Raw genomic sequence first — 26,410 nt, forward strand, 5'->3', positions numbered from 1 at the left:
CCTGCCGGCACTGTCCGGCGCACACCGCAGGTTGCACCTGCCGGAATACTTCAATATGGCCTCCGCTCTTACCGACAAACTTTCCCGCCTTGTTAAAGACCTGCGAGGCCAGGGCCGCATCACCGAGTCCAACGTGACCGACATGCTGCGCGAAGTGCGCATGGCCTTGCTGGAGGCCGACGTGGCCCTGCCGGTGGTGCGCGACTTCATAGCCCGCGTGAAAGAAAAAGCGCTCGGCCAGGAAGTGCTGGGCTCGCTGCAGCCGGGCCAGGTGCTGGTGAGCATCGTCAACCGCGAGCTGGCCGCCACCATGGGCGAAGGCGTGAGCGACATCAACCTCGCTGCCCAGCCGCCCGCTGTTATTTTGATGGCGGGCCTGCAAGGTGCCGGTAAAACCACCACCACTGCCAAGCTGGCCATGCACCTGATTGAGAAGCGCAAGAAGAAGGTGCTGACCGTGTCGGGTGACGTGTACCGCCCCGCCGCCATCGAACAGCTCAAAACCGTGACGGCCCAAGCAGGCGCCGAATGGTTCCCCTCCACCCCGGACCAGAACCCGGTCGACATTGGCCGCGCCGCGCTGGACTACGCTAAAAAGCACTTCTTTGATGTGCTGCTGGTCGACACCGCCGGCCGCCTGGCGATTGACGAAGCCTTGATGGCGGAAATCAAAAACCTGCACGCTGCGCTGAACCCGGTCGAAACCCTGTTTGTGGTGGACGCCATGCAGGGCCAGGACGCGGTCAACACCGCCAAGGCTTTTAAAGAGGCGCTGCCGCTGACCGGCATCATCCTCACCAAAACCGATGGCGATTCGCGCGGTGGTGCTGCGCTGTCGGTGCGCCAGGTCACCGGCGCGCCCATCAAGTTTGCCGGTACCAGCGAAAAGCTCGATGGCCTGGAGGTGTTTGACGCCGAGCGCCACGCCGGGCGCATTCTGGGCATGGGCGATATCGTGGCGCTGGTGGAGCAGGTCACTGCAGGTGTTGACATCGAAGCCGCCAAGAAGCTGGCCGAGAAGGTCAAGAGCGGCGCGGGCTTTGACCTGAACGACTTTTTGGCCCAGATCCAGCAAATGAAGCAAATGGGTGGCCTCTCCAGCCTGATGGACAAGCTGCCCGCCGCCATGGCGGCCAAGGCCGGTCAGGTGGATATGGACAAGGCCGAGAAAGACATCAAGCGCAAGGAAGGCATCATCCACAGCATGACGCCGCTGGAGCGCCGCAAGCCCGACCTGATTAAGGCCACCCGCAAGCGCCGCATTGCCGCCGGTGCCGGTGTGCATGTGCAAGAGGTGAACCGCATGCTCAAAGAGTTTGAGCAGATGCAGGACATGATGAAGAAGATGAAGGGCGGCGGCATGATGAAGATGATGAAGCGCCTGGGCGGCATGAAGGGCATGCCCAAGATGCCGTTCTGATGGCAGACCACACACCGGCAAATATCTTCAAGGGCATAGGCCTGGCCGTGTTGGCTATGGCCTGTTTTGCCACCCTGGACACCACCACCAAATGGGTGTCGCTGAGCGCCCCGCTCATTGTGGCCATGTTTTTCCGCTATGCGTTTCAGGCTGTGGCTACCTCCGCCATTGAGCTGCCGCGCCAAGGGCGTGCGCTCCTGCAGACCCGGCATCTCGGCCTGCACCTCCTGCGTGGACTGTTGTTGCTGACCACCAGCGTGCTGGCTTTTTTGAGCCTGAAACATATGCCGGTGGGCGAGTTCACCGCCATCGTGCTGCTCACCCCGCTCGTGGTCACTCTGATGGCTGCCCGCATGCTGCACGAAAAAGTGTCCGGCCTGCGCTTGCTGCTGGTCGCTGGCGGGTTTGCGGGCACGCTGGTGATCGTGCGGCCCGAGGGCTCCGACATGAACTGGGCTCTGTTGTTCCCCATCGGCGTGGTGCTGGCCAATGCGGGCTTTCAGTTGCTGACCAGCCGCATGGCCCGCACCGAAGACCCCATGACCATGCAGTTCTACACCGGCTGGACCGGCGCCGCCATTGCCGCGCTGGCGCTGCCCTTTGTGTGGGCGCCTATTGAGTCCCATGCGGTATGGGGCGGGCTGTTGTTGATGGGTTTTCTGGGCAGCCTGGGGCACTTCATCTTTATTCAGGCCTTCAAACGCGCACCGGCAGCGGTGCTCATGCCCTATATGTATGCGCAGATTGCGTTCGCCATGCTGGGCGGCTGGCTGATGTTTTCGCACGTGCCCGACCGCTGGACGCTGGTGGGCATGGGCCTGATCGCGGTATGCGGAGCCGCCGGTGCCTGGCTCACGGCGCACGAGAGCAGGGCATCGGCGGAGGCGCCGGAGCATTGATGGGTGGCGTTTTTAGTGCCAAATTGGCCTATAGCCCCCGTGATATATGCGCGAGTAGCTACTGATTTTGTAGTGTATTTTCGTCGGTTTGGGGGGCAGAGCGGGGAGTCCGGGCCCCCGCCTCATACTGCCAAATGCGCAGAAATCGGCGGGACCCCGAACTCCCCGCTCTGCGGGTGGCATGGCTGGTGTGCGTGCAGGATCGGGTAAGGTCGTGGGTCAGCTTTGCAGCGGAAGCGGACCTTTCCTTCAGCGTGCAAACCACTCCTCTAGTGGAAGAACTTGCCTGATTTGCAGGATTATTATTTGCGACCCATCCAGCCCAAGCAGAGAAATACCCAAATAGATCAAACGCTTAGCTGACTGGCACAGCAACTGCCGCCATGCTGCCTGCCTTGTTATTGGCGGTTTTGCAAGGCTTCACGGTTCGTAAATAGATGGCACGGCAGGCCATATACTGACAAAAATCGATTGAAAACAATCACTTAGCTGGAGCAAGGGAGGCGCGCACAATGACACTTGAGCCAAGTTTTTTTGTACTTTTGCGGCATTTATCAAGTTGAGACTTCATCAAAATGACTGACTCGATCTTCAAGGTTTCCGACGTTAAGTCGCTAAAAGAGCTCGCTCACGTTTTGACGTACCCGCTCATTGCCGTTGCGTACTTTATGCAATCTGGCCCGAGCATTGGATGGGAAGATCAATGGCGTTGGGGTATTCCTGAAAGTCTTACCGTGACGGGGCAACTATCTCTGTTCTTTATCTACTTCGCATTGAAGTCAATCTGGGTGTGTGCGGCAGTCGGTGTTGTTGACGTGCTCGTCACCCAATTGAATTGGGAGTATGGCGAAGTGTTGCTCGCAATAGCAAGCATCGTTTTCATTGGAGTCGGCCTCATGGGACTCTTTGCGCAAGACATGCATCCGTTACTGGCAAAGGTGAACAAGTTTTGGTTCGTCGCATGTCTTGTATGGGGTTTTGCTTGTTCAGGGAGGCTGGAGCGTGCGACCAAGTCTTAACAGGTTGTTCGTCACGGACATGCTGCAGCAGAATGCCGCTACGCGGCGTGTGCTGCCCGCCGGACAACGCCAACGTTAGATGGCAGACCACCCTGATCTCGAAACGAAGGTGCTGAAGTGGATGAAGTCCACTGGTTTTCCTTTGGAAATGGCTGCTGCAAGTGCGTTTCGCAATGCCAAGTTCGAGGTTCGCCAGTCGAGCACGTACGTAGATCCTGAAAGCGGTAAAGGGCGAGAGATAGATGTCGTCGTCGTAGACCCGGATTGGATTGGAGCGGTCGATATCGGTTTTGTTCTCGAATGCAAGTCATCTACACGGCCTTGGGTGGTTTTGCGCTCGGATGATGCATTCGCCAATTACAACCGCTTCTCGGCCTTCGCTCCGATGACGGAGTCTGCACGGGCCGCGTTGGTTGGTAAGGCTCCCGGGTTCGACTCAGTCAGCCTCGCATCGATGAAGTACATCGAGAGGCCATCGGATGGCGGCTATGGCCTGAGGCAAGCGTTAGATGGTGTCGACCAAGCTTACGCAGCGGCGATGGGCGCGGTGAAAGCTTGTGTGCACCTCATCCACGAATGCGAGTCTCTTTCTTACAAGCCAGCCGCGATCTACTTTCCGGTGATTGTGGTGGATTCGCCGATCTATGAATGCACCTTACTGGCAAACGGTGAGCTGGCGCTGGAGGAAGTGAGCCACAGCGAGTTTCTATTTGTTGCACACATCCCAGGGCGAATTGGTTGCTGGGTGAGGGTAGTTGGGAAGGCAGACTTGCCGCGTTACGCAGCCTGGGCTCGCGAGTTGGCAAACACGCTGCGAGCCGACCTCAAAGATCAAGAGGAACGCGTGCTCGGCACATTGCAGGAGGGCGCGAAGTGAGCGACGTATCTAACTGGGCGACCCATGCGGACGCACAGCAGCAGGTTGCCGCTGCGAGGCGTTTGCTGCGTGCCTGTGACCTCCAACGTAAGGACTGCTGCGAAGCGCACTAAACGTCAGCTTCCAGCTTCAAGCCGACCATCCACCCTCAAGGCGAGGAGCGCAGCTTGCGAGCGCAGGGGCCATTAGCGGTTGCCACAGAGGCGGCGCCCCCGTCACCCGGTTGACGATGAAATACAGGCACACCCATAGCAGCCGCCCGCGAGGTGCGCCGGAGTCCGCAAGCTGGGTTGCTCGCCACCGCCTACCCGCAGGCGCGCAAGGTTTTTAAGCTAAATTGCCCTCTAGCCCTTGCAGATGCTGCGCGAAAAGCTACAAATTCAGTAGCAAATCACAGCATTCGCCCCGTCTTCACAAACCGGTCGTGCCACGACAGGGCCTCGCTCAGGATGTGCGGGGTGTGGCGGCCGGGGGCGGTTTGCAGGGCGCGGTCAAAGTAGTCGCGCAGGGCAGGGCGGAAGTCTGGGTGGGCGCAGTGCTCGATGACGAGTTGGGCGCGCTGCGTGGGGGACTTGCCGCGCAGGTCGGCCAGGCCTTGTTCGGTGACGATGATTTCCACGTCGTGCTCGGTGTGGTCGGTGTGCGAGACCATGGGCACGATGCACGAAATGGCGCCGTCCTTGGCGGTGGAGGGCGTCATAAAAAACGACAAGTAGGCATTGCGCGCAAAGTCGCCCGAGCCGCCGATGCCGTTCATGATGCTGCTGCCCATGATGTGGGTGGAGTTCACGTTGCCGTAGATGTCGGCCTCGATCATTGCGTTCATGGCAATCAGGCCCAGGCGGCGGATTACCTCGGGGTGGTTGCTCATCTCCTGCGGGCGCAGGACGATGCGTTCGCGGTAGAAGTCGATGTTGGCGTTGAACTCTTCCAATGCTGCCGGGCTGAAAGACAGCGCCGTGGCCGAGGCCATGGTCAGCTTGCCAGACTTGATCATCTCCAGCATGCCGTCTTGCAGCACTTCGGTGTAGGCGGTCAGGTTCTCAAACGGGCCGTGGTTCAGGCCCATGAGCACGGCGTTGGCGATGTTGCCCACTCCGCTTTGCAGCGGTAGCAGGTCCGCAGGCAGGCGGCCGGCACTCACCTCTTGCTGCAGGAACTGGATGATGTGCCCGGCAATGCGCTCCGACGTGGCATCGGGCGCTGCGAAGGGCGAGTTGCGGTCGTGCTCGCTGGTTTCCACCACCGCAATCACTTTGGCCGGGTCGCAGTGCAGGTAGCAGTCGCCAATGCGGTCGCCCGGCGCCACCAGCGGAATGGGCTGGCGGTGCGGCGGAATGCGGGTGCCGTAGTAAATGTCGTGCATGCCCTCCAAGCCGGGGTGCTGCAAGCTGTTCACTTCCAGAATGATGTGGTCGGCCAGGTCCAGCCATGTCTTGTTGTTGCCCACCGAAGACGATGGAATCAGCCGCCCGTCGGGCAGGATGCCCGCTACCTCGACCACCGCGACCTTAAGCGGCCCCAAAAAGCCAAACCACGCGAGCTGCGCCACGTGCGAGAGGTGGATGTCGGTGTACTGCATCTGCCCCGCGTTGATCTGCTTGCGCACCGTGGGGTCCGACTGGTAGGGCAGGCGCATGTGCACGCCGTGGGCCTTCGCTAGCGCGCCGTCTAGCTCAGGCGCGGTGGAGGCGCCGGTCCACAGGCCAATTTGAAAGTCTTCCCCAGCGGCATGCAATGCTTCCATGCGCGCGGCCAGCGCCTGCGGCACGGCCTTGGGGTGGCCCGAGCCGGTGAAGCCGCTCATGCCCACATTGGCCCCGGCGGGGATGAGGGCGGCGGCGGCTTCGGCCGACATGACTTTGGATTGGTAGACGGGGTGTTGAATGCGGGGGGGCAAGGGCATGTCCAAAAAACTCCGGTGCTGTGATGAGGCTGGTCCCGATGGAAGGCTGCGGCGCGGGCCATCTTACGTGGAGCTTGCGGGTTTACCCTTGGATTTTTCTTGACTTAAGGCAAGCCAAAAGCAAAAAGGGCTCCCGAGGGAGCCCTTGGCAGATGGTGCGCAGACTTCAGGCCACGGTCTCTGCGGTCATTACCTCACCGCGCAGCGTGTAGCTTCGCGTCTCAGTAATTGTCACATCCACGAGCTGGCCCACCAGGCGCGGGTGGCCGGCAAAGTTGACCACGCGGTTGCATTCGGTGCGGCCCATGAGTTCGCCGTTGTCGCGCTTGCTGCCGCCTTCCACCAGGATGCGCTGCACCGTGCCCAGGCGCTGGTTGCTGATGGTGGCAATGTTGGCGTTGATGGCGGCTTGCAGCTCCTGCAGGCGGGCCAGCTTCACTTCGTGCGGCGTGTCGTCGTGCAGATTGGCGGCCGGTGTGCCGGGGCGGGGGCTGAAGATGAAGCTGAAGCTGTTGTCAAAGCCCACATCGTGGATCAGCTTCATCATCTTGGCGTGGTCTTCATCGGTCTCGCCGGGGAAGCCAACGATGAAGTCCGAGCTGATGCTCATGTCGGGGCGGATGGCGCGCAGCTTGCGGATGGTGCTTTTGTATTCCATGGCGGTGTAGCCGCGTTTCATGGCCATCAAAATTTTGTCGCTGCCGTGCTGCACGGGCAGGTGCAAGTGGCTCACCAGCTTGGGCAACTTCTCGTAGGCGGCAATTAGGCTGGGGGTGAATTCGTTGGGGTGGCTCGTGGTGTAGCGGATGCGTTCGATGCCGGGGATGTCGCTCACATACTCCAGCAAAGTGGCAAAGTCAGCCATTTCGCCCGAGTCGCCCATGGCGTTGCGCCACGCGTTCACGTTTTGGCCCAGCAGGTTCACCTCTTTCACGCCCTGGTCGGCCAGGCCGGCAATCTCCACCAGCACATCCTCAAACGGGCGGTTGATTTCGGTGCCGCGGGTGTAAGGCACCACGCAGTAGCTGCAGTACTTGTTGCAGCCTTCCATGATGCTCACAAACGCCGACGCGCCGTCCACCTTGGCCGGCGGCAGGTGGTCGAACTTCTCAATCTCGGGAAAGCTGATGTCCACCTGCGGTTTGTCCAGCGCCTTGCGGGCGTTCAGCAGCTCCGGCAAGCGGTGCAGGGTTTGCGGGCCGAACACCACGTCCACATAAGGCGCGCGTTTGATGATTTCGGCGCCTTCCTGGCTGGCCACGCATCCGCCCACGCCGATCTGCACGCCCCGGGCTTTCAGGTGCTTGATGCGGCCCAGGTCGGAAAACACCTTCTCCTGCGCCTTTTCGCGCACCGAGCAGGTGTTGAACAAAATCAGGTCGGCCTGCTCCACGTCGTCGGTGGGCTCGTAGCCCTGGGCGGCGCCTAGCACGTCGGCCATTTTGTCGGAGTCGTACTCGTTCATCTGGCAGCCGAAGGTTTTGATAAAGACTTTTTTAGACATGGTGGGTCCGTTGAATTGCTATTATTTTTGTAGCTGCTACCGCAAGTAATGCGGGGGCTACAGGCCAAAATGGCCTCAAACTGCGCGAGGCGGCGAGTTACTTGGAGTAAGACGGCTTGGTGGGGTAGAGCGCGACTTCGGTCTCGTTCAATACCCACACGTCGTGCAGCATGGACTGGCTGTCCAGCACAGTCATGACCGGCAAGGACTGGCCGACCAGGCTAGCCGACATCATCAACATGCCATTGGCGCCGCGGATGCGGGCGCCGGGGGACAAGCGTCCGGCCAGGTTGTTAAACAGCACTTCAGGTGGCTGCACCACCTGCAGGGTACCCCGCAAGGCGGTGGCCGGAAAAGTGCGCACGGTGACCGAGTTGCCATTGCTATCGGTGACCATTCGGGAAACGACGCCGTTTTGGGCATGCGCCAGCCCAGCAGTCGCGGCCATGAGCATGGCGCCGCAGGCCAAGGAGCTAAGGTGAGTGCGCCAAGCGCGAGGGCAGCGGTTCATGGTGTGTATCCAGAGGCTGTGAATGAAGCGCCCGATTTTAACGGGCTCCACGCTTAGCGAGGTTTTTTGAGGCGTTGCATCATCAGATCTTGCGCGACGCGCATGCGCTCCACGGCCGCAGACAAGTCTTTGAACTCCGCAACCCGCATGCTGGCAGCGGGCGCGGTGGTTTCCCCGCGGCTCAATGCGTCCACGATGTCGGTCAGGCGCTTGATCGGGGTGGTCACGCTCTTGGGAAGGCTGATCAACAAGTAGATGCCGATGCCGATGCCAATCAACACGGTGGCCATGACGCCGTAAATCATGGTGTTGAAGCCCTGGTTGGTCACCGTGGTAAGTGCCAGAGTGGCTTGGCTCTTGCGGGCAAATGTTTCTGCGACGCTCTTGATAAGGTCTGCAGAGAACCGGTCTTTGCCTGCCTTGATCTGGTCGTTGGCCTCTTCCGGCAGCAACATGCGGGTGGTCTCGACCACGGGTGCTGGCTCTTTGGCTTTGCCCGGTTTGGTGTTCAGGGCCGCTTGCTCAGCGGCCAGGGCCGCCTCTTCCTGCATTTTCTTGACCCGGTTTTCCACCTCGCCAAACACTTTGTTCATTTCAGAGGCATAGAAATCGCTAGCTGCCGACCACTGGCCCACGCGAGTGACTTCGTCGCCATCGAGCGCATTGCTAGCGTTGGTGCGCAAGCGACCCAGCAACGCGGTGATCTTGTCCATGGTGCCGGTCCATTCCTTTTGGTAATTGGCACGTCTCTCTGGCTGGTTCACGTAAATGAAGTATTCCTTTTCATAGCGACGGATCTGCTGCGCCAAGGTGGACAGCTCAGCCAGGTCCACCTGGGCAATCGTGTTCTTGCGGGCCACTTCGACCACTTCGCGTTCGGTGTAGCGGCCCATCGTGAGCACACCAACCGCTTGCAGCACAAAAAACACGATGATGCCGGCCAGGCCCACCATCAACTTACGGTTTATGGATGTAGTTTTCTTCATGATTTACTTCTTGGTGGAGTTATGAGGTGCAGACGCTTGCGCGGTGTATTGCGCGAGGATTTGTTGCCGGATGCGCTCTATCGGTAGCCCTGAAGGCAGGTGCTGCGCCAGATTGATCAAGAAAGAGCGGAGGTGCACTTCGTCACTCACCAGCGGGGAGTGGTCTGTGGCGGTGGTGGCGTCCATGGCGTCTTCCACCACGAACTGGGCTGCAACGCCCAAATACTCCACGAGCACTCGGGTTGCAATAGCGGTCAAAGGGTCGGGGTTCCACACGGGATAGAGTCTTTCTTGTTCACCGTGTGGCAAAGCAGGTTATGCCACTGGTATCGATTTCAAGAATTGTAGGTGCCGACTAGGGGACCGTGTTGAGCAGGCGGCGCCAGCCCAAAAGCAAAAACCCGCAATTGTTCACACAACTGCGGGTTTCTTATTTGGTGGTCGTAGGTGGACTTGAACCACCGACATCAGCATTATGAATGCTGCGCTCTAACCAACTGAGCTATACGACCGAAGACCGGCATTATATGCCAGATTTATTGATGCGTAAAGTTTGCTGCGCGTTTGTTCACAAAAGCGTCCATGCCTTCTTTCTGGTCGGAGGTGGCAAACAGGGCGTGGAACATGCGGCGCTCGAAGGCAATGCCGTCGGCCAGGGTGCCTTCAAAGGCGCGGTTCACCGATTCTTTGGCCGCCATGGTGGCCACTTGGGAGAAGGCGCAAATCTGCAGTGCGGCACCCAAGGCTTCTTCTTGGAGCTTGTCCAGCGCGACCACGCGGCTCACCAGCCCAGCGCGCTCGGCCTCAGTGGCGTCCATCATGCGGCCGGTCAGCGCGAGGTCCATGGCCTTGGCTTTGCCCACCGCACGGGGCAGGCGCTGGGTGCCACCGGCGCCTGGGATGATGCCCAGCTTGATTTCCGGTTGGCCGAACTTGGCGTTGTCGGCGGCGATGATGAAGTCGCACATCATGGCCAGCTCACAGCCGCCGCCCAGTGCGAAGCCGCTAACTGCCGCAATGACCGGTTTGCGGATCGTGCGGATGGTTTCCCAGTTGCGGGTGATGAAGTCGCCCTTGTAGGCGTCCGCAAAGCTGAATTTGGCCATGGCCGTAATGTCGGCACCGGCCGCAAAGGCCTTCTCGCTGCCGGTGATGACCATGCAGCCGATGGCGGGGTCGGCATCAAATGCTTTCAATGCAGCGCCCAGCTCGTCCATCAGCTGGTCATTCAGGGCGTTGAGTTGCTTGGGGCGGTTCAGGGTGATAACGGCAACTTTTTCGCCTTCCACGCGGGTGGTGATGCATTCGTAGCTCATTCAACAGTCTCCTCGGTATCTAGGTTTGGTAAGGGTGCGGGCACTATAGCGGGGCGGTTTTGCGCCGCCCTGACAAGCGTATGCGGCTCAGGCGGCGTCCAGCCAGCGGTTGGCAGCGGCCGCATCACGCACCGAGAGGCGCACTGCCTGGCTCGGGCCGGGTAGGGTGAGCTGGAGCGACAGGAGGCGCTTGTCGCGCGACACGAGCGCCGTAACTTTCTTGGCTTTGCCGGCATAGAGCATCAGGTCGTCCAGGACCTGCATACGCCAAGGCTCGCCCTCGGTCTGCACGGCAAGCCACTCGTCTCCAGCGGCAAACCCGGCTTTCTCTGCGGCACCACCGCGCAGCACTTGGTGGATAAACAGCCCGCCGCTTTCCTTGACGCGCAGCCCGAGTTGCTGGGCGGCCTGGTCGGGCTCGTGGTTGACCTGCACACCGTGTTGCTCCAGCAACTCGGCCACGGGCAGCTCTTTGGTGCTGTGGACCCAGCGGGCCAGGTCTTTGGCAAACGAGCGGCCGCCCAACTCTTGCAGCACCGCCAGGAGGTCCGCCTCGGACATGGGGCCGCCGGCGCAACGCGTCCACAGGCCGCGCATGACGGCGTCGAGGTTGGTTTTGCCCTCAGTGCGCAATGTCAGGTCCAGGCACAGGCCCACCAGCGAACCCTTGGTGTAGTAGCTCACGGTGGCGTTGGCGGTGTTCTCGTCCTGGCGGTAGTACTTCACCCAGGCGTCGAAACTGCTTTGGGCCACGCTTTGCACCAGCCGTCCCGGGGTTTGCTGGACCTGGTTGATGGTCTTGCTCAAGAGCTTCAGGTAGGTGGCGTTGTCGATGCGCTTGGCCCGGCGCAACAGCAAGTCGTCGTAGTAGCTGGTGAAACCCTCAAAAAACCACAGCAGCTCGGTGTAGTTCTCTTGGGTGTAGTCGTAGGTGGCGAGTTCTGCCGGGCGCAGGCGCTTCACGTTCCAGGTGTGGAAGTATTCGTGGCTGATCAGGCCCAGCAGGGTGGTGTAGCCCTCGGGCTGCTTGTGCGTGGAGGGGGCCAGCGTGGTGCGGGGCAGGCGCGGCAGGTCTTTGCGGTTGCAGATGAGTGCGGTGGAGTTTTTGTGCTCCAGCCCGCCATAGCCATCGTGCACTGCCGCCAGCATGAACACATAGTGATTAAACGGAATCGGGCTCTGGCCCGCGGATTTATTGCGCGAGCTGCTATCTTTTTGATACTGCTCAAGGGCGCTTCCGTGCCAGAAGCGCATTTCCGCCTCGCAGATGGCGCGGGTGTCTGCCAGCAGTTGCTCGCCATCGAAGCTGGGTGGGGCGCCCGCCACTACAAAACGGTGGGGCACGCCAAACACCTCGAAGCTGCCGCTCCAGAACGGGCCCATTTCGACCGGGCAGTCCACCAGGGTGTCGTAGTCAGGGGCTTGGTACAGGCCGAAGCCCGCCTTGTCGATGCTGATAGCGGTCAAGCCGGTGGCCAATTGCCAGCCGGTCGTGCCGGCGACGGGGGCTATGTCGAGGGTGTGGGGCTCGGTAGCGGCTTCGGGCACCTGCAGGCACAGGCTGGTGCCGTTGAAGAAGCCGCGTTGTGCATCCAGCCATGCGGTGCGCACCGAGGCGTCGAAGGCGTACACCTCGTAGGTCACCTCCAGGGGGGCGTCGGTGCGGCAACTGGCCTGCCAAGTGGCTTTGTCCAACTGCGCAACCGAAACCCGTTTCCCACCCTGGCGGCACTCCAGCTGCTGCAGGTGCTTGGCAAACTCGCGCAGCAGGTAGCTCCCGGGTATCCACGCGGGCAGGCGCAGCGTTTGGTTGGCGACCGGCGTGGCAACGGTCATGTGCACCTTGAATAGGTGGCTGTGCACATCGGGCACCTCCACCCGGTAGTGCACCGCCGCCGGTGTGCCGGCAGCTGCGGCAAGAGATTTGGATGGCTTGGAGCTGGTTTTCATGCCTAAACACCGGTTGGCCCCCCACATTTATTGAGCGGGTAGCTATAAATTTAGTAGCAAGGTGGGTGCGCAGGGCGTCGCTGGCCGCACTGGGTTTTAGCCCTTGGCGTCTTTCAAGTGCTTTTCAATTTGCTGGGCGTCGATCGCACCGGGCACGCGGTTGCCGTCTTCAAACAACAGCGTAGGAGTGCCCTGGATGCGGTAGGTCTTGCCGAACTCCACATTGCGGGCGAGTGGCGATGTGTCGCACATCGCCGCGGCGGCTGGTGCTGGCTGGTCGCGCAGCATCCAGTCCTGCCAAGCGGCGACCTTGTCTTTGCTGCACCAGATGGCCTTGGATTTTTCGGTGGAGTCCGGCCCGAGGATGGGGTATAGGAACATGTGGATCGTGACGTTGTCGATCTTTTGCAGGTCGCGCTCAAAGCGCTTGCAGTAGCCGCAGTTCGGGTCTTCAAACACGGCCAGCTTGCGGGAGCCGTTGCCGCGCACGATGGTGAAGGCGTCTTTGAGGGGCAGGCTGCTGAACTTGATGGAAGTGAGCTTGTTGACGCGCTCCTCGGTCAGGTTGCGCAGTCCTTTGGTCTCGTACAGGTTGCCCTGAATCAGGTAGTTGCCCTTGGCATCGGTGTAGTAAATCTCGACGCCATTGACCCGGATTTCATACAGGCCGGGGATGCCGGCGGGGCGCACTTCGTCGATAGATTTCAGCTGGGGCACGCGCTTGCCAATCGCTTCGCGGATGGCGGCCTCTTGGGCGACAGCGCTCGTGGTCAAGGCGGTGAGCGCCAAGCCCCACACTGCAAACAAACGGGGAACGTGCATAAAAGTGGTTTTCGGAAAAAAGGGGGCTGGATGGTCAGATCGGACGGGTGAGTTACAGGCCCATGGCCTGGCGCGCAACCCAGTGTTTCAGTGGCGCGCAGCTGTCAAAGCCACGCATGCCCCAACTGCGGGCGTTTTGTATCCACCCATGGGGGTGGGTAAAGAGTTGTTGCAAGGAGTTGCCGCTGCCGCCCACTACCGCGAAGGCGGCTTTGCGTGCCCGCTCGTACTGCCGCAGCAGGCGCATGTCATCGACCGGACGCCAGTAGCTCCGGGTGTCCAACACCCGCACCAGCTCAGCCACGTCGCCCAGGCCCAGGTTCAGGCCTTGCCCGGCCAGGGGGTGCACGTTGTGGGCAGCGTCGCCGGCCAACACCCAGGCGCGTCGGAGGCCCTGCGCTTGAAACGTGCCCACCCAGCGGTTGGCGACCGCATGCTGCAAAGACCAGCTCGCCCGCGGGCTGGCCAGCCGCAGGTTGCCCACTGTCATGCGGGTCGCAGTTTGCAAGGCGTCGGTGAATTCTGTGTCGGTGTAATGCATCAAGGTTCGGGCCCGGTCTGGGGATACTGACCACACCAGCGCATGGAAGTTCCCGTCCGGCCCCTGCATCGGCAGCAGAGCGGTGATGTCACCGTCGTGAAACCACTGGCGCGCGGTTTGTTGGTGGGGAAGTGTGCTTTCCACCCGCGCTGCGACGGCCCATTGGGCGTAGCGCCGGGTGTCGAAGTCAATGCCGAACTCGTCCCGCGTGGCACTTGCGCGCCCCTCGCACACCACGGTCAGGCTGGCCGCCTGCGGGGTGTCCACCACCGAAATCAGGGATTGGAACTGCACGGCTTGGGAGAGTTGCTGTTCCAAGACAGGGACATCGACGATCCAGTTCAGTGCCTCTACGCCCTGGGGGGCTGCGTCAAAGTGGACCTGGGCCTCCGCGTCTGCCATCACGGCCATGTGCAGCACCGGGGTGGCATGGGCGTCTGCCGGCCAGCACCGGATGGCCTCCAGCAGCTGGCGGGACTGGGCGTTGAGCGCATAGGCGCGCACATCCGGGCTTTCGTCGGTGCGGCTGCTGTTGTCGACCAGCGCCACTTTCAGTCGCTTGCTCGCCAGGTGCAGGGCCAGAGTGCGCCCCACAATGCCGGCGCCGCGGATACAAATGTCATAGGTTTGGGCCATGCGGTCATTGTAGGAGGGCTGTGCACAATGCTGGGTCTACGTATCAGGAAACCCCCATGCCCGCAAATTTCTCCCCCGACGCTACCGGTCACATTGCCGCTTTGATGGTGTATCCGGTGAAATCACTCGCCGGAATCGCGCTAGCCCAAGCGCGGCTGCTGGAAACTGGGCTGGAGTGGGACCGGCACTGGATGGTGGTGGACGCCCGAGGCCTCTTTGTGACCCAACGAGAGATTCCCCGCATGGCTCTGGTACAGCCTCACTTGCAGCCACAAGCGCTGGAGTTGCACTGCCCGGGATGGAACCCGCTGTCGGTGGCATTCTCGGCGCGCGGTGAGCGCACCCGGGTGCAAGTCTGGGACGACGCTTTGGAGGCTCTGGACACGGGCGATGAGGCTGCCACCTGGTTGCAACAGGTGTTGCAGCACCCCGGCTTGCGCCTGGTGCGCTTCGCGCCGGAGGTGACCCGCCCCTGCAGCACCCGTTGGACCCAGGGAGTACCCAGCCGCACCGAGTTTGCGGATGGTTACCCGGTGCTGGTCACCACCGAGGCCTCTTTGGTGCCTTTGAATGCCCGGCTGTCTGCCGCAGCTTGCCTGCCGGTGGACATGCGCCGCTTCCGGCCCAACCTCGTGTTGGGCGGGTTTGAGGTGCATGACGAAGACCATATGGCCCGTCTGCAGGTCGAGGTTGGCCCGGAGAGTGCGCCGGCACAGCTGGCTTTGGTGAAGCCGTGCGCCCGTTGCCCGATTCCCAATGTGGACCCCGCCACGGGGGAGAGCCACCCGGGGGTGGGCGATGCCCTGCAAGCCTACCGGCGTGACGCCCGGCTCAACGGTGCCATTACCTTCGGAATGAATGGCATCGTCGAATCGGGTGCAGGTCAGCTGCTGAGGGTGGGGCAGGTGGTTGCAGCCGTTTACGGTTTCGACTGAGCGGCCAGGCCGGGCCGCTCAGAGGGACTGCCCTCCGCACTTTGAAGCGAGGTCGGCATGGTGGGGGCCGGCTCCAGAAAGCGGATGGGCCGCCGGGTGCGTGGTGACATTCCCTGGAGCATGTCTGCAAGTTCCTGCAAGATGGTGCGCTTGTCGGCCACGACCTCGGTGAGCAGTGCGCAACTGATGTGGAACTGCAAAGTGACTTCGGGTCGCAGTGCCGGTAAAGGAATCAAGCCCGAGGCAATCAAGCGCACCATGCGCTCCGTGAGCTCCTGGCGGGAGGCGACCCCGTCCAACACCAGGCCAAAGCGTGCCGTGTCCACTCGCCCGGCAGGATCAACATCCCGCAGCACACGGTGCAGCTTGACCGCAGCCCGCAAAAGGCATTGTTCGGCCACAGCATCGCCATAGGATTCCCGCAGGTAGCTGTAGTTGACCACTTCGACCATGACGATCGCCGACGGCTCCTTCCGTTGGCGGGCGCGCTTGATGGCGAGGTCGACTTGGGCGTCAAACAAGGAGCGGGTCAGCAGGCCGGTGAGTGCATCCTGGGTGGGGAGTGCCTTGGCGCGCTCCTGGGCTTCGCGCCGTTCGCGCGCCCGGATGTGTAGCGCCTGTTGCAGCAGTGGCACCGACAGGGCCACTGCGGCCACCATCAGGTAGCGTGACTGCCACCAGGCCGGAAGCGATTGCAGCATTTGCATGCCGATATAGACCGAAACCAGCCCGAGTGGCGCGTAGGCAATGGTAAGCCAGAGGCCCACTTGGTGACCACGCCGCCAGGTCTGGATGGTGGCGATCAGCAGCAAGGCGGGGGAAACTGCGAGGTATACGGCATTGAATACATCAGTGAGTGCCCGGTCCGCCGCAATGCCCAAGAGCGCTAGCGGCACCCCCATGCCCGCCACGGCGTACACCGCTTGCGAGAGCTTGGGAAAGCCTGCGTCTAAGGATGCGATGTGGCGCACAAACAGCAGGGTGCTGCTCAAGCCCAGAATCGGCATGCTGAGGTGGGTGTAGTTGGACCACGCAGGCGATTGCGGCCACAGCCACAGTCCGGAGAGTCCTGTCATGCAGCTAACAATGACACACATCCCTGCTGCATAGGCGGTGTACCAACCATCGTCCGCGGCCCGGCTTTGCAGATAGTGAATGCCACACACGCCCACCAGCATGACCAAAGCCCCGAACAAGCCACCCAGTAGCAGGTGCTCCAGCTCCCGTTGGCTGTCCCGCCGCGTCTCTATGGCGAGCAGCAGTGGCATCAGCGTAGGTTTGAAGTTGCGCAGCTCAAGGTACACGTCATAGCTGCTGCTGGCGGGGACCTCCAGTTGGAACTCCGGATACAACGATGGGCGGCTCCAGCTGTCTACTGCCAGAGTGTCGCCCGCAGCCTGCTTGGACCAGCCCCCTTTCCCATCGGGTTGGTACAGCGCGGCGTAGTCGAGGTAGGGCAGGGGAATGGACAGGGTCCACGGGGCGGAGGAGCCGGCATCACGCACCAGCGATAGACGGAGCCAGATCGCGTTCCCATCGTGTAGCGGAAGGCTCCGGCTTGTAGCGGCCGGGGTAAAGCGCGCACGCGGCAATTTGATGATGTCATCCATGGACCGGCGGCCTTCGTCGTCATTCAGGAAGTAGACGGAGCCTTCGAGCCGGAAGCTGCCTTGATGGTCATTCAACACCGTGGGCTGTTGCGCTTGGGCTACTGACGCCACGCCCATGAGCACCCATAGCAGGCAACCCCAGCGGACACATGCATGGAAGAGAGCGCAGAGCCGGAAAGATGTCATGTCGAAAGCGCCGAGTGAAGACTGGCAACCTGGGTCGGGACTGGCTCCAGGAATCGGATGGGGCGACGGGTGCGTGGCGATATGCCGGCCAGCACTTCAGCGAGCTCACGCAGGGCGTTGTCCGGTGCGATCGGGTTTTCTTGCAGCAACACACATGCCGCCTGGAACTGAAGGGTCACTTCTGGCTGCAATCCTTGTAAGGGAATCAGGCCGGAAGCCACCAGTTTCACCAAGCGCTCCGTCAACACCTGACGAGACCCCATGCCCTCCAGCAGCAAGGCAAACTGGGCACTCCCCACTCTTGCAGCCGGATCCACATCCCGCAGGACCCGGTGAAGTTTGATCACGGCACGCAATAAGCATTGCTCCGCAACAGGATCCCCCATGGTTTGCCGGATGTGGTCATGATTCACCACCGTCACCAGTACCAGTGCCACTGGTTCTCGGTGGCTGATGGCCCGCTCGTAGGCGTCGCGCAAGTGGGTTTCGAACGCATTGGAGGTGAGTAGCCCGGTCAGTGCGTCTTGGGTTGGCAAGTGCTCGGCCCGCGCTGCAATTTCGTTGCGGTCGTGGGTAGCGCGTCCCAGTGCATAGACGAGGGCGGGCACCGATGCCGCCACAGTCAAGGTCAGAACGTAGCGCATGGGCCAGAACGTCGGTAGGTAACCGCCTGCCTCCAGCGTCATCCACAATGCCATCGCGAATTGCGGCGTGTAGGTCCACAACAGCCAAGGTCCCAATGTGGAGCCGGTTCTCCAGTTCAACCACGTAGCCAGGAGGCCACTGGCCGTGCCCAGCAGGATGATGCTGCCGGAGACAGTGTCTGCGATTGCCCGATCGAGGACTACATAACCGGTGATTGAAACAAGAGCCGCCCAGCCCAGCCCGTAGAGCACGCGGTCGAACCAGCGGAAATGGGTGTGCAAGGAGTACAAATGCCGTCCAAACAGCAATGCCACGCCTGTCGCTACGGCGGGAAGCACGCTGTTGGCGTAGTCGGCCCACATGGGGGAGTCCGGCCAGAGCAAGGCGTTGAGAATGCCATTGAATTGCGCTAGGGTCAGCGCGATTAGCACGCTGTAAAGCGCAGCCCCGAGATCCGGAATATTGCGAAACTCTGCGTACCGCATGAGCGAAAGGATGGCAAGCGTGAGTACCAAGCCGAATAACAGGCCGAGGGTGATGAACTCCATCATCCGCTGACCTTCACGGTAGTTTGTGGGAGCGAGGCGCAAGGGCAGGGGGAGGGGCTTGAAATTGCGGATTTGCAGCAGCACGTCAGTCGCTTGTCCCGGCGGAAGCCGCAGCTCGAACTCAGGGTATAGGCCGCGCATGGTCCAGTGGCGTTGGGCGTAGGTGTCGCCGGCTGTCTGCGGGTACCAAGCTCCATCCTGCAACTCGAACAACACCGCGTGGTCAAGATAAGGTTGCGGGATGTTGAGAATCCAGCGCCCCGTACTACCCGCTGGACGGATCAAGCGCAACTTGATCCACAGTGTGTTGCGTTCGTCCAGCGCAATGGCTTGGTTGGATTCGACGGCTTGAAACGGAGCGGCTAGTGCATCAGTGGCCGTGGCTGTGCGTCCGTTTTCCAACCATTGCATGGTGCGGCCCTGGAGCGTTGGGGGCGTGCCGTTGTCACTCAGCGAAAGGGTGTCCGCTGCGACGGATGAGGCGGCAGAAGCAGCGGTCCAACCTGCTCCCGACCAGAGTGTCAGCGCAACCAACAAGCGCAGGAACAGGTATGACATACACTTGACACCCAGTTTTTAGAGGTTTGTTATGAGTTTGAAGTGTGGCATTGTAGGCCTGCCCAATGTGGGCAAAAGTACCCTTTTTAATGCGCTGACCAAAGCGGGCATTGCTGCAGAAAACTATCCGTTTTGCACGATTGAGCCCAACGTAGGCGTGGTGGAGGTGCCTGATCCACGCCTGCAGCAGTTGGCCGCCATCATCACTCCCGAGCGCATTGTTCCCGCTATCGTGGAGTTTGTAGATATTGCAGGCTTGGTGGCGGGTGCCAGCACCGGTGAAGGCTTGGGCAATAAGTTCCTTGCGCACATCCGCGAAACAGACGCCACCATCAACGTGGTGCGCTGCTTTGAAGACGACAACGTGATCCACGTTGCCGGCAAGGTGGACCCGATTGCAGATATCGAAGTGATCCAGACCGAGCTCTGCCTGGCTGACCTGGGTGCGGTGGAGAAGGCATTGCACCGGGTGACCAAGCTGGCCCGCTCCGGCGATAAAGAGTCCATCAAATTGGTAGCGATTTTGGAGAAGTGCCAGGCCGCGCTCAATGAAGCCAAGCCGGTCCGGACCCTGGACTTCAGCAAGGAAGAGTTGCCGTTACTCAAGCAGTTCTTCCTGATTACCGCGAAACCAGCCATGTTTGTGGCCAACGTCTCTGAAGACGGCTTCGAGAACAACCCCCTGCTGGACCGCCTGACCGCATTCGCAACCGCCCAAGGCGCCCCTGTGGTGGCTATTTGCGCCAAGATGGAAGCCGAGCTCTCTGAGATGGACGATGCCGATCGCTTGGAGTTTTTGCGGGAACTGGGACAGTCCGAGCCGGGCCTGAACCGCTTGATCCGCTCTGCCTACAGCCTTCTGGGTCTGCAGACCTATTTCACCGCTGGGGTGAAAGAAGTGCGCGCCTGGACCATCCACGTCGGTGACACCGGCCCACAGGCCGCGGGTGTGATCCACACCGATTTTGAGAAGGGCTACATCCGCGCCCAGACGATTGCTTTTGACGACTTCATTGCCCACAAGGGTGAGCAAGGCGCAAAAGACGCGGGCAAGATGCGCGCCGAAGGCAAGGAATACGTGGTCAAAGACGGCGACGTGATGAACTTCCTGTTCAGCTCCTGATGGTGTCTTCTCCGGTGGCAGTGTGACGCTGCCCTTTGACTGGTTGGCCTTGGGCGCTGCGGCGTGCTGGGCCGTGACCGGGCTGATTTCAGCTCCCCAAGCGCGCCATCTCGGCGCGTTTGCATTTACACGCTGGCGCATGGGGCTGGTGTTCGCGATGCTGGCGCCCGTGGTCTTGCTCAACGGGGCGTGGAGCACCATCCACCCGGCCCAAGCGGGCCTGCTCATCGTGAGCGGCTTGATCGGCATCTTTATAGGCGACACCGCCTTGTTCGCCTCCATGAACCGCCTGGGGCCACGACGCACCGGCGTGTTGTTTGCCACCCATGCTTTGTTCAGCGCGCTGCTGGGTTTTATGGTGTTGGACGAGCGCATGGGGCCGCAGGCAATGATTGGCGGGGCTCTGGTGGTCGGTGGCGTCATGACGGCCATTGCGCTGGGGAGCCGCAAGGGGGAGTCTCATGCCTTGGAGCAACTCCGCGGGCATATTCCCGCAGGGATTGCGTTGGGCCTGGTGGCGGCTTTATGCCAGGCCACCGGCTCACTGATCGCCAAGCCGGTGATGGCGGCGGGAGTGGACCCGGTGGCCGCTACGGTCTTGCGGGTAGGGGCAACTTGCGCAGCCCATCTGGTGCTGTTATGGGCCGGTGCGCCGGTGGCCCGCACCCAAAACCCTTTGTCCTTGCCGGTGTTGGGCCGGGTTGCGCTGAGCGGCATGATTGGCATGGGGCTGGGAATGAGCCTGATCTTGATGGCGCTGCAGCGCGGCAACGTGGGTATGGTGGGAATCTTGTCTTCGGTGTCGCCGGTGCTGGTGCTGCCCTTGCTCTGGTGGCATGTGGGCCGGTCGCCGGCGCAGGGTGCCTGGTTGGGAGCGGGGCTCACTGTGTTGGGCACCGTTTTGGTTTTGGTCCGTTAACGAGGGGTGCCCGTGACTTCTGTGAATCACACGTTTGCCACTATTGAGCAGCTGTCTACCTTTGATGCAGTGATCGATGCGCGTTCGCCCGGCGAGTACGCCCTGGACCACATTCCGGGCGCCATCAATTGCCCGGTGCTCAACGACGAGGAGCGTATCCGCGTCGGGACGCTGTACAAACAGGTCTCACCTTTTGAAGCCCGCAAAGTGGGGGCGGTATTGGTTGCCCGCAATGTCGCCATGCACATGGAAACTTTGTTTGCCCAGCACCCTAAGAACTGGCGACCGTTGGTGTATTGCTGGCGTGGTGGCCAGCGCAGCGGCTCCTTCACCCATATCCTGAATGAGGTGGGCTGGACGGCGCGGCGTTTGTCCGGGGGCTACAAATCGTGGCGGCACCATGTGCTGGAAGCGTTGGTGCAGGTGCCGGCGCAGTTCCGTTTTCAAGTGCTGGCTGGGCCCACCGGATCCGGTAAAACCAAGGTGCTGGAGGCTTTGCACGCGCAAGGGCACCAGGTGTTGAATCTGGAGGCCCTGGCCGCCCACAAGGGCTCGGTGCTGGGCGGCCTGCCGGATCAGGCGCAGCCCTCGCAAAAAATGTTTGAAACCCAGATTTTGCACACCCTGGCGGCGTTTGATCCCGCCCGCCCGGTTTACGTGGAGGCCGAGAGCAAGCGCATCGGCCTGCTGCGGTTGCCGGATTCGATTTACGAGGGAATTCAGCAAGGCCAGTGGTGGGGACTTGAGGTGCCTGTGCGCGCCCGGGTGCAGTTTTTGTTGCAAGACTACGCTTACTTTTTGCACAGCACGACCTTGCTGGAGCAGCTCGACCGGCTGGCGGCGACCTGCGGCAGGGTCCAGGTCGACACCTGGAAAGCCTGGGTGGCCGAATCCCGGTACCCGGAGCTGGTGGAAGACTTGCTGGTCAAACACTACGACCGGTACTACGACCGATCTATGCGCCAGCTTCAGTCCGGCGATGCTCGGGACTACGTGCTCGGCACGGACGATGTGTCCGACACCGGCTTCATGGAGCTGGCAGGCCGTCTTGCGTTGCGCTCGCAACTCACCAAAGGCGGACCAGTCCGGTAAGCAGGGCCGTCATGGTGATGTAGCGCAGGCATTTGCCCAGCGCCATGTAGGCCAGGCAAGGCCAAAAAGGCAGGCGCAGCCAACCGGCCACTGCGCACAAAGGGTCCCCCACCACGGGTAACCACGACAACAGACAGGCCTTGGGGCCGAGGCGATTGAGCCATGCCAATGCCCGTACATGGTTGGCAGAATGTCCGTACCGGTGGGCAATGTGACTGGCTGCATGGCCCATCCACCAAGTGATGGCGCCGCCCAAGGTATTGCCCGCAGTGGCCACCGCAATGACGGACCAAAACCAGTCCGGATGCAACTGCACCAGTCCGAAGACCACCGGTTCCGACCCCATGGGTAACAAGGTGGCCGACATCAGCGAGACGGCAAACACGGTGCCCAGCCCGTGTTGGGGCAGTGCCAGCCATTGCAAAAGAGTGGGAATCCAAGCATCCATAGCGGCCCAGTATAGGCAGAGCGCCACCATGGCTGCGGAGGTGGCGGCGCATTTCAATTGCTGAAATTTTGAGCAGTTAGAATACGCACCTGGCCCGCTGTACTGCGGGCCTTCCCGCTTTTTAACGCCCCCAGTTTCCTCCACACCCATGCACATCGGTCCGTTCGCTTTGGCGAATCACCTCTTTGTTGCCCCTATGGCAGGGGTGACGGATCGGCCCTTCCGGCAGCTTTGTAAAAAGCTGGGTGCCGGGTATGCGGTGAGCGAGATGGTGACTTCCCGCAAAGACTTGTGGAAAAGCCTCAAGACCTCGCGACGTGCCAACCACGATGGGGAGCCCGGCCCGATTGCGGTGCAGATTGCCGGCACGGATGCGCAGATGATGGCGGAGGCTGCTGCCTACAACATCGACCGCGGGGCCCAGATCATTGACATCAACATGGGCTGCCCTGCCAAAAAAGTGTGCAACAAATGGGCGGGTTCTGCCCTGATGCAGGACGAGCGTTTGGCAATAGAAATTGTGGACGCCGTGGTGCAAGCCTGTGCGCCCCACGGTGTGCCGGTCACCCTCAAAATGCGCACCGGTTGGTGCCAGGCGGAAAAAAACGCCGTGGTGCTGGCCCGCGCTGCAGAGTCCGCAGGGGTGCAAATGGTCACGGTGCACGGCCGCACCCGTGAGCAGGGCTACCAAGGGCACGCCGAATACGACACGATTGCCGCGGTGAAGGCGGCCTTGCGCATTCCTGTGGTGGCCAATGGCGACATCACGACGCCCGAAAAAGCACGTGATGTGCTGGCCGCCACTGGCGCAGATGCGGTCATGATCGGCCGCGCCGCCCAAGGCTACCCTTGGATATTCCGGGAGATCGCCCATTTCCTGGCGACTGGCACCCATCTTGCACCGCCGCTGGTGAGTGAGGTCAAAAAGCTGTTGGTGGAGCATTTGTATGACCACTACAGCCTGTACGAAGAATTTATCGGTGTGCGCTCGGCCCGTAAGCACATCGGTTGGTATTTGCAGGATCTGCCCGGCGGCGAAGACTTCCGCCAGCGCATGAACCTGCTGGAAGACAGCGCCTCCCAAGTGGCGGCGGTCGAGGCGTATTTGGATACTTTGAATGAAAAAATGGATCGCATTCCTGCCCGGGAATCCGCGACCGGTCAGGTAAGGGGACATGACATGACGGAATTGGCAGTATGAGCAGCACCAATTTGGACGACTGCGTGCGCGCGAGTCTGGAGCTTTACTTTGCAGACCTTGACGGGACCGAGCCGGCCGGGATGTACGACATGCTGGTGCGCGCGGTGGAAAAACCCTTGTTAGAAGTGGTGATGGCCCAGGCCGACCACAACCAATCCAAAGCCGCCCAGTGGCTCGGCCTGAATCGCAACACCTTGCGCAAAAAATTGGTCGAGCACCACTTGATTGACTAACCCTCCCGCCGGCGTCCGCCTTGGTGCGGTTGTCCGGTGACATGTTTTCTGGTTTCACTTTACTCCCGCACTATGAACGCACCCCAAACCGCATTGCTGTCGGTCTCCGACAAGACCGGCATCGTCGAACTCGCCCAAGCCCTGCACGCCCAGGGCGTGAAGCTCTTGTCTACCGGTGGCACGGCCAAGCTGCTGGCCGACAAAGGCCTGCCCGTGACCGAAGTGGCCGAGATGACCGGCTTTCCCGAAATGCTGGATGGCCGTGTGAAGACCTTGCACCCGCGCGTGCACGGCGGCTTGTTGGCGCGTCGCGATTTCCCGAGCCACATGGCGGCACTGGCAGAACACCACATCAACACCATCGACTTCCTGGTGGTGAACCTGTATCCGTTTGAAGCCACCGTGGCCAAGGCCGGCTGCACCCTGGAGGACGCGATCGAGAACATCGACATCGGCGGTCCCGCCATGGTGCGCAGCGCCGCCAAAAACTGGAAAGACGTGGCGGTGCTGACCGACGCCGCCCAGTACGACACCGTGATTGCCGAACTGAAGGCCGCAGGCAAGGTGAGCGACAAGACCAAGCTGGGCTTGTCGATTGCGGCGTTCAACCGCATCAGCCAGTACGACGGCGCTATCAGCGACTACCTGTCTGCCATCCAGATCGGTGACGATGTTCCTGCCGGCGACAAGGCCCCGGTGTTGGACCTGTTCCCCGGCCAGAGCAACGGCCGCTTCGTCAAGGTACAAGACCTGCGCTACGGTGAAAACAGCCACCAGCAGGCCGCGCTGTACCGTGACCTGTTCCCCGCGCCCGGCTCGCTGGTGACTGCCAAGCAGCTTCAGGGTAAAGAGCTGAGCTACAACAACATTGCCGACGCCGATGCTGCGTGGGAATGTGTGAAGAGCTTCACCACCCCCGCCTGCGTGATCGTCAAGCACGCCAACCCTTGCGGCGTGGCCGTAGGTGCCCATGCGCTGGAGGCTTACAGCAAGGCTTTCCAAACCGACCCCACCAGCGCCTTCGGCGGCATCATTGCCCTGAACTGCGAGCTGGACGAAGCCGGTGCGCAGCAAATCTCCAAGCAGTTTGTGGAAGTGCTGATGGCGCCGAGCTTCACAGCAGCAGCGCTGGAAGTGTTCAAGAGCAAGGTCAACGTGCGCATTCTGCAAATTGATTTGCCCAAGGGTGGAACGTCGGCATGGGACCAAGGCCGCAACCTGATGGACATGAAGCGCATCGGCTCCGGCATCCTGCTGCAGACTGCCGACAACCACGAGCTGGCCCTGAGCGACCTGAAGGTGGTGACCACCAAGCAACCCACCGCTGAAGAACTCAACGACCTGTTGTTCGCCTGGACTGTGGCCAAGTACGTCAAGTCCAACGCCATTGTCTTCTGCAAGGGCGGCATGACCATGGGTGTGGGCGCCGGCCAGATGAGCCGTTTGGACTCTGCCCGCATTGCCAGCATCAAGGCCGGCCACGCCAACCTGTCACTGGCAGGCACTGTGGTGGCGAGCGACGCTTTCTTTCCTTTCCGCGACGGCTTGGACGTGGTGGTAGACCAAGGCGCTACCTGCGTCATCCAGCCTGGCGGCTCCATGCGCGACCAGGAAGTGATCGACGCGGCCAACGAGCGCGGCGTGTCCATGGTGTTCAGCGGCGTGCGCCACTTCCGCCACTGATAGCAGCTGGCGGCATCGCCAGTCACTGGCCGCCTCCGGGCGGCTTTTCTATGCCAGATCGATGCCTAGCCCTCGTGGAATGTGCGCGTGCAGCTATTATTTTGATAGCGATCTGGCCGGTGCTTGTGTAAGGGCAAATGCGTGTTCCCCCGATGTACTTGGGGTCGGGTGGTTTGCGCGAAAATGCACGCTATGCAAAACCACATCACTTCCAGCCTGCAAGAGGCGCACACCGCACTGACCAAGCTGCTGGCCAACCCGGCCGCCTTGGCGACGGTGGAGCAGGCGGCGCAATTGCTGATTGCCACGTTTGAGGCACAAGGCCGCGTGTACTCCTGCGGCAATGGCGGCTCCATGTGCGATGCCATGCACTTTGCCGAAGAGCTGACCGGCCGCTACCGCAAGGACCGTAAGGCCTTGGGCGCCACCGCCATCAGCGACGCCGGGCACCTGACCTGTGTGGGCAACGACCACGGCTACGAGCAAGTGTTTGCCCGCTATGTCGAAGGCCATGGCCGCCCCGGTGATTGCCTGGTGGCCCTGAGCACCAGCGGCACCAGCAAAAACGTGATCAAAGCCGCCGAGGCTGCAAAAGCGCTGGGTATGAAAGTCATCATTCTGAGCGGCAAGCGCAGCGAGAAACTTGAGCCATTGAGCGACGTGTACATCTGCACCCCCGGCGGTACCTATGCCGACCGCGTGCAGGAGCTGCATATCAAGGTGCTGCACATCCTGATCGAACTGATCGAGCGCCACTTCTTTCCTGAGAACTACGTGGGCGAGTAAATCATGCGGCGTTTGGCGTTCGCTGTCGTCAGCGCGCTGCTATTGCTCGTGGGATT

Annotated in this window: 24 protein-coding genes and 1 tRNA gene; 12 read left to right on the forward strand and 13 right to left on the reverse strand. The window is 61.2% G+C overall.

Going from position 1 to position 26,410, the window contains the following annotated elements; all coding sequences use genetic code 11:
* The first annotated feature begins 55 nt into the window (after positions 1-55).
* From ffh to QZW03_RS09500, 4 genes are all read left to right on the forward strand, one after another.
* On the forward strand, positions 56-1,420 hold the full coding sequence (gene ffh / locus QZW03_RS09485) for a signal recognition particle protein (protein WP_296509749.1): 1,365 nt from the start codon (positions 56-58) through the stop codon (positions 1,418-1,420).
* Complete coding sequence (locus QZW03_RS09490; protein ID WP_296509751.1) at positions 1,420-2,319, forward strand: DMT family transporter; 900 nt, start codon at positions 1,420-1,422, stop codon at positions 2,317-2,319. Before ffh ends, QZW03_RS09490 begins: the two co-directional genes overlap by 1 nt.
* Before the next feature lie 575 nt (positions 2,320-2,894).
* Positions 2,895-3,338, forward strand: coding sequence for a hypothetical protein (locus QZW03_RS09495; protein ID WP_296509752.1), 444 nt, complete (start codon positions 2,895-2,897; stop codon positions 3,336-3,338).
* Between the two features lie 79 nt (positions 3,339-3,417).
* Positions 3,418-4,215 (forward strand): hypothetical protein, encoded by a 798-nt coding sequence (locus QZW03_RS09500; RefSeq protein WP_296509753.1) that lies wholly within the window; start codon positions 3,418-3,420, stop codon positions 4,213-4,215.
* A 391-nt stretch (positions 4,216-4,606) separates the two neighbouring features.
* Here QZW03_RS09500 and QZW03_RS09505 read toward each other — a convergent pair whose 3' ends face one another.
* The 10 genes from QZW03_RS09505 to QZW03_RS09550 all read right to left on the reverse strand — a co-directional run bounded on the left by QZW03_RS09505 (position 4,607) and on the right by QZW03_RS09550 (position 14,387).
* Entirely contained in the window at positions 4,607-6,121 is a 1,515-nt protein-coding gene (locus QZW03_RS09505; RefSeq protein WP_296509754.1) for an acetyl-CoA hydrolase/transferase family protein, read from the reverse strand.
* Positions 6,122-6,287: 166 nt separating this feature from the next.
* Positions 6,288-7,625 (reverse strand): tRNA (N6-isopentenyl adenosine(37)-C2)-methylthiotransferase MiaB, encoded by a 1,338-nt coding sequence (miaB, locus tag QZW03_RS09510; protein ID WP_296509755.1) that lies wholly within the window; start codon positions 7,623-7,625, stop codon positions 6,288-6,290.
* A 97-nt stretch (positions 7,626-7,722) separates the two neighbouring features.
* On the reverse strand, positions 7,723-8,136 hold the full coding sequence (locus QZW03_RS09515) for a hypothetical protein (protein WP_296509756.1): 414 nt from the start codon (positions 8,134-8,136) through the stop codon (positions 7,723-7,725).
* 53 nt (positions 8,137-8,189) lie between these two features.
* Positions 8,190-9,122 carry a hypothetical protein gene (locus QZW03_RS09520; protein ID WP_296509757.1) on the reverse strand — a complete coding sequence of 311 codons (933 nt, stop codon included), beginning with the start codon at positions 9,120-9,122 and terminating at the stop codon, positions 8,190-8,192.
* A 3-nt stretch (positions 9,123-9,125) separates the two neighbouring features.
* Complete coding sequence (locus tag QZW03_RS09525; RefSeq protein ID WP_296509758.1) at positions 9,126-9,398, reverse strand: hypothetical protein; 273 nt, start codon at positions 9,396-9,398, stop codon at positions 9,126-9,128.
* 159 nt (positions 9,399-9,557) lie between these two features.
* Positions 9,558-9,634 (reverse strand) — tRNA-Met (locus tag QZW03_RS09530).
* Positions 9,635-9,658: 24 nt separating this feature from the next.
* Positions 9,659-10,438, reverse strand: a complete 780-nt coding sequence (locus QZW03_RS09535) for an enoyl-CoA hydratase (RefSeq protein ID WP_296509759.1) — start codon at positions 10,436-10,438, stop codon at positions 9,659-9,661.
* 87 nt (positions 10,439-10,525) lie between these two features.
* On the reverse strand, positions 10,526-12,388 hold the full coding sequence (locus QZW03_RS09540) for a peptidase M61 (RefSeq protein WP_296509760.1): 1,863 nt from the start codon (positions 12,386-12,388) through the stop codon (positions 10,526-10,528).
* A 96-nt stretch (positions 12,389-12,484) separates the two neighbouring features.
* The gene (locus QZW03_RS09545) at positions 12,485-13,210 is read right to left on the reverse strand and encodes a DsbC family protein (RefSeq protein ID WP_296509761.1); all 726 of its coding nucleotides are present in this window, start codon (positions 13,208-13,210) and stop codon (positions 12,485-12,487) included.
* Between the two features lie 52 nt (positions 13,211-13,262).
* Positions 13,263-14,387: an FAD-dependent monooxygenase gene (locus tag QZW03_RS09550; RefSeq protein WP_296509762.1), complete on the reverse strand. Its 1,125-nt coding sequence runs from the start codon at positions 14,385-14,387 to the stop codon at positions 13,263-13,265.
* Between the two features lie 56 nt (positions 14,388-14,443).
* On the opposite strand from QZW03_RS09550, the gene QZW03_RS09555 reads away from it, so the two are divergent.
* Positions 14,444-15,322: an MOSC N-terminal beta barrel domain-containing protein gene (locus tag QZW03_RS09555; protein ID WP_296509763.1), complete on the forward strand. Its 879-nt coding sequence runs from the start codon at positions 14,444-14,446 to the stop codon at positions 15,320-15,322.
* On the opposite strand, the gene QZW03_RS09560 is transcribed toward QZW03_RS09555, so the two are convergent.
* Entirely contained in the window at positions 15,307-17,118 is a 1,812-nt protein-coding gene (locus tag QZW03_RS09560; RefSeq protein WP_296509764.1) for a 7TM diverse intracellular signaling domain-containing protein, read from the reverse strand. The genes QZW03_RS09555 and QZW03_RS09560 overlap by 16 nt on opposite strands.
* Positions 17,115-18,869 (reverse strand): 7TM diverse intracellular signaling domain-containing protein, encoded by a 1,755-nt coding sequence (locus QZW03_RS09565; RefSeq protein ID WP_296509765.1) that lies wholly within the window; start codon positions 18,867-18,869, stop codon positions 17,115-17,117. The genes QZW03_RS09560 and QZW03_RS09565 overlap by 4 nt, the downstream gene beginning before the upstream one ends.
* A 31-nt stretch (positions 18,870-18,900) precedes the next feature.
* Between QZW03_RS09565 and ychF the strand changes: the two genes are divergently transcribed.
* From ychF to mnmH, 3 genes are read left to right on the forward strand one after another with little or no spacing between them, the layout of a single operon-like run.
* Complete coding sequence (ychF, locus tag QZW03_RS09570) at positions 18,901-19,992, forward strand: redox-regulated ATPase YchF (protein WP_296509766.1); 1,092 nt, start codon at positions 18,901-18,903, stop codon at positions 19,990-19,992.
* A gap of 22 nt (positions 19,993-20,014) precedes the next feature.
* A complete protein-coding gene (locus tag QZW03_RS09575; protein WP_296509767.1) occupies positions 20,015-20,911 on the forward strand; it encodes a DMT family transporter in 897 nt (298 codons plus the stop codon).
* 12 nt (positions 20,912-20,923) lie between these two features.
* Entirely contained in the window at positions 20,924-22,003 is a 1,080-nt protein-coding gene (mnmH, locus tag QZW03_RS09580) for a tRNA 2-selenouridine(34) synthase MnmH (protein ID WP_296509768.1), read from the forward strand.
* Here the strand turns inward: mnmH and QZW03_RS09585 are convergent.
* Complete coding sequence (locus QZW03_RS09585) at positions 21,978-22,451, reverse strand: YqaA family protein (protein WP_296509769.1); 474 nt, start codon at positions 22,449-22,451, stop codon at positions 21,978-21,980. The two genes, mnmH and QZW03_RS09585, sit on opposite strands and share 26 nt — an antisense overlap.
* A 148-nt stretch (positions 22,452-22,599) precedes the next feature.
* On the opposite strand from QZW03_RS09585, the gene dusB reads away from it, so the two are divergent.
* From dusB to QZW03_RS09605, 4 genes are all read left to right on the forward strand, one after another.
* Positions 22,600-23,652: a tRNA dihydrouridine synthase DusB gene (dusB, locus tag QZW03_RS09590; RefSeq protein ID WP_296509770.1), complete on the forward strand. Its 1,053-nt coding sequence runs from the start codon at positions 22,600-22,602 to the stop codon at positions 23,650-23,652.
* The gene (locus tag QZW03_RS09595) at positions 23,649-23,885 is read left to right on the forward strand and encodes a Fis family transcriptional regulator (RefSeq protein WP_296509771.1); all 237 of its coding nucleotides are present in this window, start codon (positions 23,649-23,651) and stop codon (positions 23,883-23,885) included. The genes dusB and QZW03_RS09595 overlap by 4 nt, the downstream gene beginning before the upstream one ends.
* A gap of 72 nt (positions 23,886-23,957) precedes the next feature.
* Positions 23,958-25,568, forward strand: a complete 1,611-nt coding sequence (purH, locus tag QZW03_RS09600) for a bifunctional phosphoribosylaminoimidazolecarboxamide formyltransferase/IMP cyclohydrolase (protein ID WP_296509772.1) — start codon at positions 23,958-23,960, stop codon at positions 25,566-25,568.
* Positions 25,569-25,760: 192 nt separating this feature from the next.
* Complete coding sequence (locus tag QZW03_RS09605) at positions 25,761-26,354, forward strand: SIS domain-containing protein (protein WP_296509773.1); 594 nt, start codon at positions 25,761-25,763, stop codon at positions 26,352-26,354.
* The last annotated feature ends 56 nt before the right edge of the window (positions 26,355-26,410 follow it).

This window comes from Rhodoferax sp. (assembly GCF_013297935.1).
Taxonomy (GTDB): domain Bacteria; phylum Pseudomonadota; class Gammaproteobacteria; order Burkholderiales; family Burkholderiaceae_C; genus Allorhodoferax.